The sequence below is a fragment of the Pseudomonas helmanticensis genome (assembly GCF_900182985.1).
GTDB lineage: Bacteria > Pseudomonadota > Gammaproteobacteria > Pseudomonadales > Pseudomonadaceae > Aquipseudomonas > Aquipseudomonas helmanticensis.
Genome location: NZ_FXUY01000001.1, coordinates 1,376,011 through 1,389,987 on the forward strand (window position 1 = coordinate 1,376,011; position 13,977 = coordinate 1,389,987).

The 13,977-nt window shown below is 58.5% G+C and carries 10 protein-coding genes; 6 read left to right on the forward strand and 4 right to left on the reverse strand.

The window, feature by feature from the left end; all coding sequences use genetic code 11:
- Nucleotides 1-56: 56 nt before the first annotated feature.
- Nucleotides 57-1,097, reverse strand: coding sequence for an Ldh family oxidoreductase (locus QOL84_RS06215; protein WP_283436588.1), 1,041 nt, complete (start codon nucleotides 1,095-1,097; stop codon nucleotides 57-59).
- A gap of 222 nt (nucleotides 1,098-1,319) precedes the next feature.
- Between QOL84_RS06215 and QOL84_RS29420 the strand changes: the two genes are divergently transcribed.
- Entirely contained in the window at nucleotides 1,320-3,791 is a 2,472-nt protein-coding gene (locus QOL84_RS29420; protein ID WP_346772238.1) for a dermonecrotic toxin domain-containing protein, read from the forward strand.
- Between the two features lie 63 nt (nucleotides 3,792-3,854).
- Nucleotides 3,855-6,137, forward strand: a complete 2,283-nt coding sequence (locus QOL84_RS29425) for a dermonecrotic toxin domain-containing protein (RefSeq protein WP_346772239.1) — start codon at nucleotides 3,855-3,857, stop codon at nucleotides 6,135-6,137.
- Between the two features lie 58 nt (nucleotides 6,138-6,195).
- Here QOL84_RS29425 and QOL84_RS06225 read toward each other — a convergent pair whose 3' ends face one another.
- A complete protein-coding gene (locus tag QOL84_RS06225) occupies nucleotides 6,196-6,465 on the reverse strand; it encodes a PepSY domain-containing protein (protein ID WP_122855145.1) in 270 nt (89 codons plus the stop codon).
- A 152-nt stretch (nucleotides 6,466-6,617) separates the two neighbouring features.
- Here QOL84_RS06225 and QOL84_RS06230 point away from each other — a divergent pair, with 152 nt between their 5' ends.
- Nucleotides 6,618-7,619 (forward strand): FecR family protein, encoded by a 1,002-nt coding sequence (locus tag QOL84_RS06230; RefSeq protein ID WP_283436589.1) that lies wholly within the window; start codon nucleotides 6,618-6,620, stop codon nucleotides 7,617-7,619.
- 199 nt (nucleotides 7,620-7,818) lie between these two features.
- Here the strand turns inward: QOL84_RS06230 and pvdQ are convergent, their stop codons facing one another.
- Nucleotides 7,819-10,155, reverse strand: coding sequence for a bifunctional acylase PvdQ (pvdQ, locus tag QOL84_RS06235; RefSeq protein ID WP_283436590.1), 2,337 nt, complete (start codon nucleotides 10,153-10,155; stop codon nucleotides 7,819-7,821).
- 302 nt (nucleotides 10,156-10,457) lie between these two features.
- On the opposite strand from pvdQ, the gene QOL84_RS06240 reads away from it, so the two are divergent.
- Nucleotides 10,458-10,835 (forward strand): fe2+ zn2+ uptake regulation protein, encoded by a 378-nt coding sequence (locus QOL84_RS06240; protein ID WP_129393542.1) that lies wholly within the window; start codon nucleotides 10,458-10,460, stop codon nucleotides 10,833-10,835.
- Between the two features lie 18 nt (nucleotides 10,836-10,853).
- Here the strand turns inward: QOL84_RS06240 and QOL84_RS06245 are convergent, their stop codons facing one another.
- Complete coding sequence (locus QOL84_RS06245; protein WP_283436591.1) at nucleotides 10,854-11,042, reverse strand: hypothetical protein; 189 nt, start codon at nucleotides 11,040-11,042, stop codon at nucleotides 10,854-10,856.
- Nucleotides 11,043-11,579: 537 nt separating this feature from the next.
- On the opposite strand from QOL84_RS06245, the gene QOL84_RS06250 reads away from it, so the two are divergent.
- Nucleotides 11,580-12,800, forward strand: a complete 1,221-nt coding sequence (locus tag QOL84_RS06250; protein ID WP_283436592.1) for an MFS transporter — start codon at nucleotides 11,580-11,582, stop codon at nucleotides 12,798-12,800.
- Between the two features lie 45 nt (nucleotides 12,801-12,845).
- A complete protein-coding gene (locus QOL84_RS06255) occupies nucleotides 12,846-13,976 on the forward strand; it encodes a LuxE/PaaK family acyltransferase (RefSeq protein WP_283438628.1) in 1,131 nt (376 codons plus the stop codon).
- Nucleotide 13,977 lies beyond the last annotated feature (1 nt).

Below are 13,977 nucleotides of genomic sequence, written 5' to 3' on the forward strand. Positions count from 1 at the left end.
AACAGACAAGAAAAAGGCGAGCCCTGTGGCTCGCCTTTTTCATGCCTGCAATGCGTTCAATCCCCCGCCAGTTCGCGCAGCTGCGCCAAGGTTTGCTCATCCAGCGCAATGCCTTCGGCCAGCGAGCGCGCGCGCTGCCAATGGCGACGGTCGCCCGGCAAACGCTTCAAACCGACGCCGTGCATCTGTCGCACCAGTTCCTGACTGCGCGCGGCGAAGTCCTGCCCGGCGGCTTTGCTCGGATCGATGACAATCAGCAACTGACCAGTCCATGGCGTCCGTGCGCCCGGATGGTTCGACCAGTCGAACTCGAAGGAAAAATTGCCCCCGGTCAACGCCGCGGCGAGCAATTCCACCATCATCGACAGCGCCGAGCCCTTGTGGCCGCCGAACGGCAGCAACGCCCCGCCCTCAAGAATGGCTTTCGGATCGCAGCTTGGCTGGCCGAGGCCGTCCACGCCCATACCCGGAGGCAAGCGCTCGCCCTTGCGCGCGGCGATCTGCACATCACCATGCGCAATGGCGCTGGTTGCCAGGTCGAAGACGATCGGTGCGCCGCCGGCTCGTGGGGCAGCGAATGCGATCGGATTGGTGCCGAACAGCGGCCGGTCGGCGCCGTGCGGCACCACGCAGGTCATGCTGTTGACCACGCTGAGCGCCACCAGGCCTTCTTCGGCAAAAGGTTCGACGTCCGGCCACAGCGCGGCAAAGTGATGGGAATTACGAATCGCCAACACCGCGATCCCGGCGTTGCGTGCCTTTTCCACTAATAGCGGGCGGGCCGCCGCAAGCGCCGGTTGCGCAAAGCCGTTGCCGGCATCGACCCGCACGAAACCGGACGCCACATCCTCGACCAGTGGCACGGCCTGACCGTTGACCCAACCGCTCTTGAGTGTCGAGACATAACCGGGGATGCGAAATACGCCATGACTGTGGGCGCCGTCACGTTCAGCCCCGGCGCAGTTGGCCGCCAGCGAACGTGCGACAGGCGCGGACGTTCCGTGGCGCAGGAAAACCTTTTCGAGCAACTGCGTCAGCGCTTCGAGCGACAACGCGGGCGAGACAGCAGAAGACACAGCATCGTGTGGCGCAGACATCTGAAGCTCCAGACTAATTATTGGAGGGAACAACAGCGTACTAATGGCTTGCCCTGCGATTAACCACGTCAGGCCCGGGTGCTGTCAACCGTTCAGAAGCGCCCATGCACATCTGCACCCCTTGTGTGCGGTAACTATGTACCACCTTCTCTGACCGCAGGGCTTTTAGGCTGGCAGTTCAATTTACCGGCGCACTGAAAGCCGCCTGACCGAGACCCGACAATGTCCGCTTCCGTTCCACCGCTGCTGTTTGCCTTTTTTCTTGACTCTCCTGGCCTATGGGCCGAACTCGGTGTTGCACACAATCTGTCCACCCAGGACTTCAAATGGCTGCAGCATGTACAACTGGCTACCCAGGCCCTGCGCAGTCAGCAAACGCCGCCCATGCTTGCTCATCGTTTGCTGCTCAATACCGAGGATCCACCCGCCCTGCCGCTGGCCGGCTGTTTCATCCTCAGTAGCACTCCCGAAGACGGCGCTTACCTGCTTTACACGCCGTTTGCAGGATTGAAGAAGTTCGACAGCCTCAAGGCCTTGACCGGACACCTCGAACAACGCCTCAACGAAGCTGACGAAAAGGACCGGTTGCTGGCGTTCCTCGCCCTGTCGCAACGCAAATACCTGCTGGAAAAGCGCGGTATGACCGTGACCTGCCAACTCATCGACGGCGACATATTCGATGATCAGCGCGCCGCGCTCGAACACTGCCAGAGCCTCAACGCCCAGGCTTTGCTCAACGAGACGTTGCACCTGCCCGCGCTCGGCGCCCTGCTTGAGACCATCCTTGCCCAATTGCTGGCTTTGACGATGCCGGGTGTGAACCAGGCCCAGACTCGTCTGAGTTTTCACGCGGGCACTGATACTGCCGATGATACGGGGCCGAGACGCTGGCTCGATACAATGACACTGACTGATGCCGTGCTGCTTTATTACCGCCATGGCGGATGGCCTGCCGATCAGACCCATGTATTTTCCCATCCGCACAGGCCGGCTCAGACTGACGACCAAAAGCACTGGGAAAGCGCGGTCAAAAACGCCTCCGCCAACCTCCTGACCCGGCTTTACAAACAGATGGAAGTTTACTGGAACGGAGCAAGCGCCGACGGCAGCACACGGCGCGCGTTCTTCACCCAGGCCATCCGCCAACAGGCGCTCACCGACTTCGTACTCAAGCGCGAGGCGGGCATCATCGATGCAAAAAAATGCACAGACCTGCTGGCATGGATAGAACTCGATAGCGTTTCCCGGCGCATTGCCACACTGGAAACCGTACGTTTGTGGGAATACCAGGCCAACTTCGTCGAGCTGGCAGGTTCGCTGATGTTCAGCCACACCGACGCCTGCCTGTACACCCCCTCTCAAGGGTTGCAGGTGCTCAAGGATTATCAGGATCTGAAAAATACACTGCTGAGCAAGTTCAGCAGTGCTGGCCACGAAGAGGAACTCTATGGCTTGCTGAGCCTGGAGGAACGCCAGCAGTTTCTTGGCTTCGACAAACCCCACGTCTCGGGTGAAATGATCGCTGGCGACATCTTTGCCGTGCTGCTGTCCGGCATTATCACCAAGCAACGCCAGAACATCGAATATGCCTTGCAGGTATTTCGTCACAGCGAAGGTGCGATAGACATCCGCGCCCTGTTCGATAAAGCGCTGGATGTCCGCTCGATGCTCCACGATCGCCTGCTGACGCTCGACACCGCAGGGCGCTGGAGTACCCGCCCGGCACTCAGCGGCGGCGTTCTGCCGTCTTTGTTGAGCGCAGATGCGGCGGCGGCTGAAACGAAGAAATTTGCCAGTGTGCTGGACGCCATCAGCGGCGACTTTTTCGCGCAACCGATCACAACGCCAGCGTTGCAAAGCCTGTACCTGGACAACATGAAAAACAAACTCGCGCATGCGCTGTTTGTCGGCATGACCGGTGAAGCCAGAATTCGCGTGCTCAACGGTACATTGCGCCGTGATGAACAAGCGATTGTCGATACGGTATTCAACCCCGAAAAGCCTGAGCGCGCTCGGCGCAAGGGCCTCAACGGCTTCCGTCCCGACGCCTTTTCGCTCAGCTTGCAGGCTACCGGCCAGAGCGAAATTTCACCGCTGGCGAACTGCGTCATGCTGACCGAACGTGGAGGCCTCGATAATCAGCATTCAGGGCGCGCGCTGTTGTGGACACCTGCCTTGGGCCTTGAAGTATTCGATGGCGTCGACGCGGTGCGGTCAGTTCTGAACCAGCGATTGCTCGACTCGGAAAAAAGACCCTTGCTGCTGGAGAACCTTTCACCGCTCAGCAATGGCTTTCACCAGAAATACACGATGGCAGAGTTCCACCTGATCGGCGAAAGCGTGCCAGAGAACCGCGTGCAATCGGCCATCGAGCAGTTTCTCCAGCGCTGCAAACGCGTGCGGGATCTGAATGTGCCGAAACTCGCCAAGAATAACGCGCTCAAAAACCTGAGCCAGCAGGTAATCGACAGCAACCTGCATCAGGCCAGCGCACTGGCCAAAGCCCTCGGCAAGCAACAGTCACTACCGGCATGGCTGGGCATGGCCGCGCTCGGTGATCAGCAACTGCACCTCGAAATACTCGAGCAATGGCGCAACAGCGTCACGGATGACAAAGACTATCTGCACGGGCTGCCGACCCTGCATGACTATGTTCAGCAGACCCTGAAGTCATTGTTGTCCAGCCGTTTCTAGGCACCGGACCTTGATCCCCGGCAAATCGCGATCACCCCGGCGCTGGCCTTGGCCGGTCCTGCCATGAGCCTCACCGATTTCGCCCTGAATCATAGCCACACCGCCCAGCAAACCAGCTTCAAGGTGACGTCAGGTACGAACGCCGTGCTGCCGAAGAATATCGACCAGCAAGCAATCCGAAGCCTGCTGCTATCGCTGGATATAGGCTCGACGTTCGCCAACAAGCTCACCAGCGCACTCTCAGCCAAAAATAGCGATGCACAAGCATGCCAACAGCGCTATGTCCGTCAGTTGCCCTGGCAACTCCTGCAACACGCTCATCAATTGAAACTGCAACAGCGGTTGAGCGCTATGGCCTTCGACCTGATCACTCAGGTACTCGACATGCCGGATGCCACCGCGCGCGCAAGGGTGCCGGGGGCCGATGCGCTGTTGCGTCCACTGGCGCTGATCAAAACCGCCGGAGCAAAAGCCGTCACCGCTCTTGGTATGTACCTGATCGGCCCCGCATCCGGCAAACCCGGGCCACAAGTGCTGTATACGCCGTACCACGGTGAACAAGCGTTCAGCGAATTTGCCGATGAAGCTGCTGTCATCTCCGCCCTCAACATTCCGGGGGCACTACAGAACCTGCTGCTGCGACGGTTGCCCGCCAGCGAACAATCGATCTTCGGCGCGCTGTTCAAGAGCAGTACCGGACAAACCAGCGAAATAACCCTCGCGTCAAAATCTGTCGACGGCAATGCGCTGATGCAACTGTTCAGTGACAACCTTGCGTTGTTGCCACGCTTGCTGAGCAGTCATTCGTTGCCGTCGGCACAAGAGGACTGGGAAGTGGCGAAAAACCTCTTCAGTTCCGGCATCAAACTGGTTCGCGGACTGCTGCCGGGCAAACTCGCCTATGTGCAGTTTCTCTGGCAAGCCTTCAAGGACGCCATGAACTCCGCCGAGGCGCTACAGGATCATCACTGGAAGCGTGCGCTGGAAACGTTTATTGCCGGCGCCGCAGAAATGATCACCCTCGGTCGGCTTTCACTGGAGTCGAAATTGACTACAAAAGAAGCATCGATTCAGCAGGTGCCCGTCGCAACAACGCCCAGCGCGCCTCAATGGCAGGAGATTCGCCCCACTGCGGCGTCTCGCACTAATCTGCAAACGTTCGAAACACCCACGATTGCGTTAAAAGACCTGACGCATAAAGTGGCGGATGGCACCTATGAGGATCTGCCGACGAAAACCCTCTATGCGCCGATCGCCGGCAAGGTCTATCCAGTGGAGAAGCCTGGAGCGGTCTGGCAGATCAAGGGAGCCGAACAGGCAGGCCCGGTATTGCAACACACGGCATCCCGACAGCTGATTATCGATACCGACCGGCACACCGTGCATTTCGGCAAAGCCTTGTCAAAAATGTACAACCGCCACGCCAACGAGCGAGAAGCCAGAGTGTGGTTGAACATCGAAGCCCAGGGCATGGCAGAAATTCGCGCCAGGCACCCGGAAAAGGCACGGTTGCTGACGCAGGCCGTCGACATGGCCCGGTACTATGCGCTCAACAGCCTGCACAACATGGCGCAACTGAAAAACCATGCCCCTGGGACGCGACTGGACACGTTCCTCAAATCGTTCTTCGGCGTGCAACGCATCGATGCCGACATTCTCGCCAAGATCAAAAAGACCATCGTGCCGATCTGCAATGCCCTGGTCGACCCTACCGAAGACCTGATGAACACCGACCGCTTCGTCGTCGGCTCGAACAAATACCGCAACAGCGGGCTGATCGCCTTCGTGCTTGATGACGACGCACGGAAAATGGTGCATTTCACTGAAAAATTCTTCAATCAGGAACTCGACTGGTACAAGGTTGGCCTCACCCAGCCGTTCAACGTCGAGGGGCATGCCCAGGCATCCACGCTGATCCATGAATTCGCCCATCAGGCCAACAAGGCGGTGGACATCGCGTCCCTCGAAGCCCGGCGGCCGTTCAGTGACCTGATTGCCACCATTACCGGTTACGGCGCGGCGATGAAAGAGACCCAGACGCGATTCCAGCGCGAAGCACTGTCACTCGAAACACCGCGCGAGGAGCTGTTTGCACGCTGGAGCAATGAACTGCAGGAGTGGATCAGCTTCGATGAGATTCCAGGTATCGAGCATGTCGCCAAGGAAATTCTCAAAGTCACGCAGAGCCCAACCGTCGAGGACGCGCGAACGGCATTTCTGAGCACATCCAATCCACACCCGCGCATCGACACGATTTTGCGCAATGCCGATTCGATCGCTTTTCTGATCTGTGAAATGGGTCGGCAACTGGACCCGGTTACCAGCCCCAACGAAGCGCTGAGCTGACCGGCAAAAAAAATGCGCAGGCCATGGTGCCTGCGCATCGCTTGATTACGCGGCGAGGTCAGTCTTTCTGGTCGCGCAACACGTTGCCCGAGGCACCGTCGATGCGGAACTCATAGACCACGCCATCGGCTTTGCGCCCCTCGCCTTTCCAGTAGCCGTCGTTGTCGGCTTCGATCTCATACACTTCGACGTAACCGGCCTTGGTCTTGATAATCTCGATAGCCTTCTCGATGGTGATCCATCCCGCACCCGGGCGGTCGGCCATGGCCGCGCCGGCACTCAACAAGGCGGCGGTTGCCACGAAAGCTGCGAAGGTTCTTTTGATCATTTTTTCACTCCATTTATGGATGATGTTCGTCAGACGTCCTGTTTTTGGGTGTTGCCGAGGAAAATAAGTTCCAATTTGATGGGTAAATGCCATGACGGTTGTTCTCGACCAACGGCCCGGAAGGTTAGAATGCAGCAAACCAGGATGAGTCAATGACCGAAGACACCCTCTCGGAAGCCGAATACGATGCGATCACCGATGCCGCCGCGCATTGGTGCATGCGTCTGCACGCAGTCGACTGTTCCGCCGAGGAGCGTGTGGCATTCGAGCAATGGCGCGAGGCGCATCCGCTCCATGCCTTCGAATACGAAGCGATGCTGGAGATCTGGGACGTCGCCGAACATCTGCCGCGTCCGGATCCTGTCGTCGCGCTGCCGGCCAGCAATCCGGCCCCGGCCTGGCGTCAATATGCAATATCCGCCAGCATCTTCGCGCTGGGCCTGCCACTGGTCGCCTACACCGGGTGGAACATGGGCTGGCTACCCAACAGCTACCAGCATTTCGAAGCCAGCGACAATGTCCGCCAAGTCACTTTGAACGATGGCAGCCAGGTCGAGCTGAACCTGAACACCGAGCTGACCTACAGCAACTACAAGGACGAACGCCGGGTCACCCTGAAAAAGGGTGAAGCGTTTTTCAGCGTCAGTCACGACATCACTCACCCATTCATCGTCAAGGCTGCCGAAGGTCGCGTCCGCGTCACCGGCACTCGCTTCAACGTGTGGATGTATGAAGATCAGGTACGCGTCAATCTGGTCGAAGGCTCGGTGCTGGTCACCAGCAACACGGCATTGCCTGGCGACGGTTTGCGCCTCGGCCCGTCGATGCAGGCGCAGTACAGGCATGGCGACTACACGCCACAGATCAGCCAGACCTACGACAATGACAGTTCACTGGCGTGGCGCAACGGCAAACTGATCCTCGACAACCTTGCACTGAACGACGCGTTGCCGCTGATCAACCGTTACCTGAACAACCCGCTGATGCTCGCCGACACCAGCACCGGCGCGATCCGCGTGGGCGGCGTCTACAACATCAAAGAGATCAACGGCCTCGTCAACTCTCTGCCCAAAGTGCTGCCGGTCTACCTGACCCGCAATGCCGAAGGCAATCCGGTGATCAACTCGATCCCCAAGCACGCACCGAAGTCCTGACAACCCAGTGGCAAGGGGATTTATCCCCGTTGGGTTGCGCAGTAGCCCCTTCTCCATCTGACTTGCCCCCCATATCCTCCGCCAACTCGACACAATGTGCCGCACGCCAAAAAGTCCCGGCGCCTTAGACGATTGCAGGTGAAAAAAAACCGCCGCCCTCAATCAGAGGACAGCGGCTTTCTCATTGCGACGCAGACGTCTATTGCGCAGCCACCTTATCCGCCGCTTCGCTGATGCTCTGCACCTGATACTGCGGATCAGCCTTGATCTGCTGCTCGGTGAAGGGCAAGACGCTCCACTGCTTCTTCGAAAACGCTTCGGTCTGGTCGCGCGAGTATTTCGACGCCGGATCGCTGGACAGCGAGAACGCCAGCAGCCCCTGAGCGTGCGGTCCTTTATCGTCAAAGCTCACCACTTGCAGATAGCTGGTGCCGCTGACCACTTCGAGTTTGCCGTCTTCACGCGGAACGCTCTGAATGGCGTTGTAGATGCCGAGAGTACCTGGCCCGCCGTGAATCGCGGTTTGCTGACCACCACTGCTGACCACTTGGATATCGCCCCAGCGGGTATCAGGCTTGATGCCCATTTGGCTGCTCAGTTCGAGCGAGGCGAGCATCGCTTCGCGCACGGCTTTGCTGACGTCAGGCTGTTCGATGGCAAGCCCGCGCGGCGTGCTTTGCGCGGCCTTCGGGTCGAACGCGACACGCCAGACCTGCGGTGATTCCTGCAGGGTTTGCATGATGTTCTGGAAATGCACCAGGCCGCTGCCGGAATCCAGATTCGCGCGGCCATCCCAGGCTTTGAGGCTGGCGCAGACCGGCTTCAGTTTGCTCGCGTCCGCGCCAAGGTCCTTCGCGCAGAATTTCAGCAGGTCCGGTAACACCTGGCTCGCCAGATAGACGTTGTCGTCCATCACCATCCGTTGCAGATCCTGCACCGCCAACGGGCCTTGCTTGTCCAGCGACGCGAGACGATCCAGGGCGAAGCGCGAGCGCATACCCAGCGGTTGGCTGTCCTGACTGATCAGCGGTGAGAAACCGGTCAGCGGTTGCGCCGGGTTGGCCAGCCACGCGGAATCGTTGGAGTGCTGGACGAAGTCTTTACGCAGCAGTTGCGGTAACTGGCTGGAGGCATAAATACCCGGCTGCGCGGCTTGCGGATCGATATCCCAGGCACAGCCACTGCGGGCACCGTCGAGCACGATCATCTGCAAACCGGCGCGCGGATCACTGCACTTGGCGAGCTTGTCAGCGCTGACGTTCGGCACCACTGACAGATTCATGTACAGCGTCTGGCCCTTGTCATCGACCGCCAGGGTATTGACCCACGGAATGCCCTGAATCTTGTGCACCGAATCCTGCAGATCCTTGAGACTGTTGGCCTGGTTCATCGCGTACCACTGTTTGAGCACGCGATCATTTTCGAGGTTGGCATCGCGCAGGCTGAACGCATATTGGTGATCCCAGTCGAGCTTGCCCGGCCACTGCACGATCGGCCCGAACTGCGAGCTGTAGATCTCACGCGACACCGGCACGACCTGACCATCCGCCTGTTTGACCTGCACGGTCACCGTCTGCTTGTTCAGCGGCAGGGATTTGCCGTCGAGCAAATAGCGCGTCGAATCCCTTGGATCGAGTTGCAGGCGATACAGGGTGAAGTGCTTCGAAGAGTCGACCGTGTGGGTCCAGGCCAGATGCTGGTTGAAACCGATATTGATCATCGGCAACCCCGGCAGAGCGGCACCCATGACGTCGAGTTTGCCAGGTATGGTCAGGTGCATCTGATAGAAACGCATGCCGCCGACCCAAGGAAAATGCGGGTTGGCCAGCAACATCCCACGACCATTGAACGACCGCTCGCTGCCCACCGCCACGGCGTTGCTGCCGCGATCCAGGGCAAAGCGTTGCTGACGCGTGTCGGCCAGTTGCCAAGCGTGTGATGGCTGCTCGATTTGCGCGCTGGCTTGCGGCGGAGTGGCCCCGGCCAAGGCTTCGGCGAACTGCCCGACACCGCCTTCAACCAATAGCCGACGGGTCAGTTTGACCAGGTCTTCGGCGGCGATATCGCGTACCCACTCGCCTTGGCATTGCTGCGGCAGCCCTTGCTGACGGCGCTCGCCAAGATAGCGGTTATAGCCGGCGACATAACCCTGCATCAGGTCGCGCACCTCGGTCGGCTGCGCCTGCCAGAACGCCTGCACTGCCTCGGGCGTGTTCAACCAGGTGAAGAACACATCGCTGACACGATTTTCACGCTCCTCGACGGTGAACTGATCCGGGCCGAAATAACGCGAACGTTGGCCGTTGACCGTAACGATCTCGTTGGCCAGCAAACACAGATTGTCCTGCGCATAGGCGTAGCCAATGCCGAAACCCAGGCCACGCTCGTTTTCGGCGCGAATGTGCGGCACACCAAAAGCGGTGCGACGAATATCGGCACTGGCCTGGGTGGCGGGACTGAGCGCATGGGCTGACAGACTCAGCCCGAGAAACATGCCGGCAAGGGCCAACCCGGTTAACTGCCTGGAAATAATCACGCTCGCTCCTGATCGATAAGGCAAGGATCGGCCCGCGCAAGACGTAGAAAAACACCAATTGCGCCGGGTCCGATCTGAAAGTCATGCTCGCGCCTGGGCGCAATGCTGCTGTTCAGGAAACGAATCGGCGAAAAAAAATTTAGCCGGGTAGGCAGCTATCTGGAGCCGTGATTACGGGGAAACGACAAATCAGCGACAAATTTTCTACATATTGCCCTTCATGATTTGTCGTGCTGAAACGTCTTGTTTAGAGAGAGCACAAAAAACCCTTTCCTGATCAGGTCCTGAAAAGGAGTCACCGCATGTACAACTCGCAACTACCAACGGAAGGTAGCCAGGCGCCACAAGGAGCTTCCATGGGGCCGAGCGCCAGCGATTTCGGACAAAGGATCGAGCGCCACGGCAATGAACGAATCCGCCTGCTGCTAAAGAGTTTCGGCCTGCGCACCAGCCTGATTCGTCTGAAGGTCATCGACGCGCTGTTGAGCGCTGCGCATGGCAATCGTCGCCTTGGCGTGCGTGGCGTGCACAGCCAATTGCTCGATCTGGACATTCCGCTGTCGTTTCTCAGCGTGCGCGAAGTATTGAAGCGTTTGTGCGCCGAAGGCGTGATCACCATCAACGCCGACAAGAGCTACAGCCTGCACCCGCAGGCTGCTGCGATTCTCGACAACGAGTGATGCATCAAGCAGTCGCCGTCAGGGTTTGACCTTGCGGCGCATCACGGCGTTGATCACTACCACGACCACCGCCACACCGATGGCGATGTACTGGAACATTTTCTCACTGATCGCCCCGGTGTTTTGCAGCCAGGACAGGCCGAGCATGATTGCCAGCACCATGAGGGCGATCAGAATCGAGTATTTCAAGCGTTGCGACTGAGTCATTGCAGGTTCCTGAAGCGTTGGAATGTATCCGGTTTGTATCCGTTAACATGCCAGGCACATACCTTGTTTCGGGGATGCGCGGCAATTGCCGGAGTCTCATGTTACAGCCGCTGAAGAGTTTTGGCTTCATGGCGGCGTAACCATGAGGATTGTAGAAATGTTCCGTCGAATCGCCTGGCTGATTCCCCTGCTTGCCGTGCTGACCTTGAGTGGTTGCATCATATTTCCCCACGGCGGGTGGCACGATGACCACCATCGCTACTATGGCGGTGGCCCCGGCTACTACCATCGATAGAACAGGATTGTTCGCCCCGCTGGATGATGGCTGATCCCGTAGATTCAACAGCAAAAAATGCCCGCCTTCTGGTGGGCATTTTTTTTGCCTCAAGTTATCTCAAAGCCCCGCCAGCCAGCGCTCAGAGCGCATCGAAACAACCCGCTACTTTTTGAAATTTCCTGTCTACGCAGACCGTTAGCACGCCCAGCCAAGCCCCAATAGGCTATGCAGCAGGTTTTTGACAAAAGAGACAGGATGTCATGCAGAGAACACTCATCGCCCTTGGACCGGTAAAAATCATTGGATTTTGCTTGGCCATAACCCTCTTCGAACTTCTGACCTACATGGCCAGCGACATGATCATGCCGGCCATGCTCAGCGTGGTTAAGGAGTTCGAAGCAGACGCACGTCATGTGCCAAATGCATTCAATCTTTATCTGATCGGCGGGGTCTGTCTGCAATGGCTGATCGGGCCTTTATCCGATCGTTATGGACGACGACGTTTGTTGTTGATCGGCTGCGCACTGTTTGCTCTAGCCAGTTCGGCAGCCATAGCGACACGCTCGATCGAAGCATTCAATGTATTGCGCCTGATACAAGGCATGGGCCTGGGCTTTGTCGTCGCCGTCAGCTATCCGGCATTGCAGGAAGTTTTCCGCGAGGCCGATGCCGTACGCCTCATGGCGCTGCTCGGCAACGTTGCATTGCTGTCTCCGTTGCTTGCGCCACTGTTGGGCAGCCTGTTGCTGGAATGGCTGAGTTGGCGACAGCTGTTTCTCGGCCTCGGGTTTGCCGCAGCGCTGGCCTGGCTGCTATTGCTGATGTGCATGCCGGAAACCATCGGTGTACTGCGCAATGACGGCAAACATCTGCCGCCGACGCCGCTGTCTTTCAGGCAGATCTTGCGACGCTACGCAGCGCTACTGGGTAACCGCACCTTCCTTTGCGCAAGCCTTGCGCTGGGGTTCATGAGTTTGCCGCTGATCGCCTGGATCGGCCTTGCCCCCTTGTTGTTGATGCAATGGCAAGGCTTGTCTGCCGTGGAATATGGCCTGTGGCAGATACCGGTATTTGCCGCCGTGATTGTCGGCAACCTTCTCCTTGATCGACTGCTGCCCACCCACGCACTGCCGCGTTTGATTGGTCTGGCGCTGTGGCCTTACTGCCTTGGATTGCTGGCCCTGCTCTGTTCGATGCTGACCGATGAATCGGTGCCGATGCTGGTCGCAGCGCTGGCGATGTATGCGGTCGGCCTGGGTATGAGCAATGCGGTGCTGTATCGAATCGCCCTGTTTGCCAGCGAGGACAGCAAAGGTCTGGTGTCCGCCATGATCGGCATGCTTTCGATTGCTGTCATGGGCGCTGGCGGCTGGCTGATTGCGACGCTTGGAGGTGGCACCAGCCTCAAACTTTTTAGCTTGTGGGCCGCTTTCGGCGGCCTGTTGTGCCTGCCCCCCTTGCAGCGTGTTCTGCGCACCTGACCGGGTGCGTTCCCCCCTGTCCCCTCTCGATGATGGATATTGATGATTAATCACTTCCCCCTGGGCGATGCGCTTTGTGCGTTGCCGCAGCCCTATTGCGCCGATTCCGTGCCGGCCGGTCTGTTCGACCGGGCGATGGCCGAAATCAGTCACTTTCATTGTCAGCAGACACCGGGCTATCGGCATTGGCTGAATGCCAACGGTTTAAAGGAAAGCGACCTCGACAGTCTTGAAGACTGGTCGCGCTTGCCAGCGATCTTCGCCAACTTCTTCAAGCAACAATTGCTGCTCAGCTCAACGGGCGAAAACGCGCTGGAGCTGACGTCCTCCGGCACCAGCGGCCAGAAAAGCCGCATGCGCTATGACGAACGCAGCATTGCCGGTGCGCAATACATGGTTGAGCGAATTTTTCAGCATTACGGCTGGAACACACCGGACACGCCGTGCAACTACCTGCTGTTGAGCTATGAACCGCAGGGGCAAATCAGCCTGGGAACCTCATACACCGACCAGTTCCTGTGTCGCTTTGCCAAGGCCAACCGTGTCGCCTATGCCTTGCGCAACACTGGCGATGGTCATCAGTTCGACGTGTTCGGGGTGATCGCCGCTTTGCAGTCGTTCGCCGAAGAGGGTATGCCGGTGCGCATTTTCGGTTTCCCCGCATTCCTCTGGCAGTCCCTCGAGCACATGCAGGCAACCACCGTGAAAGACCTGCAATTGCCATCAGGCTCGCTGGCATTTTTTGGTGGCGGCTGGAAAACCCGCGCCCGCGAGGAAATCCCCAAGGCGCAGTTGTATGCACGCATCCACCAGCAATTGGGCATCGATACCACGGATTGCCGTGATGGCTATGGCGCTGTCGAGCATGCGGTGCCGTATGTCGAATGCAGTCACCACCACTTCCATGTGCCGGTATATGCCAAGGCCTATGTGCGCGATCCGGCGGACTTGCGCGTGCTGCCCTTTGGCCAACGTGGCCTGCTCGGATTCGTCTCGCCCTATATCTCGTCAAGCCCCGCCCATGCGGTGGTCATGAGCGATCTCGCCACCCTGCATACCGGTACAACCTGCGGATGCGGATTGAGCGCCGACTGGTTCGAACTGCATGGCCGTGCCGGCACCACTGCCAGCAGAAGTTGCGCAATGGCTGCGGCCGAATTGCTCGGAGAGCATTGAT

Coding starts and splice junctions, on each gene's coding strand:
- QOL84_RS06215 (WP_283436588.1), bottom strand. CDS start 1,097: ATGTCTGCGCCACACGATGCTGTGTCTTCTGCTGTCTCGCCCGCGTTG.
- QOL84_RS29420 (WP_346772238.1), top strand. CDS start 1,320: ATGTCCGCTTCCGTTCCACCGCTGCTGTTTGCCTTTTTTCTTGACTCT.
- QOL84_RS29425 (WP_346772239.1), top strand. CDS start 3,855: ATGAGCCTCACCGATTTCGCCCTGAATCATAGCCACACCGCCCAGCAA.
- QOL84_RS06225 (WP_122855145.1), bottom strand. CDS start 6,465: ATGATCAAAAGAACCTTCGCAGCTTTCGTGGCAACCGCCGCCTTGTTG.
- QOL84_RS06230 (WP_283436589.1), top strand. CDS start 6,618: ATGACCGAAGACACCCTCTCGGAAGCCGAATACGATGCGATCACCGAT.
- QOL84_RS06240 (WP_129393542.1), top strand. CDS start 10,458: ATGTACAACTCGCAACTACCAACGGAAGGTAGCCAGGCGCCACAAGGA.
- QOL84_RS06245 (WP_283436591.1), bottom strand. CDS start 11,042: ATGACTCAGTCGCAACGCTTGAAATACTCGATTCTGATCGCCCTCATG.
- QOL84_RS06250 (WP_283436592.1), top strand. CDS start 11,580: ATGCAGAGAACACTCATCGCCCTTGGACCGGTAAAAATCATTGGATTT.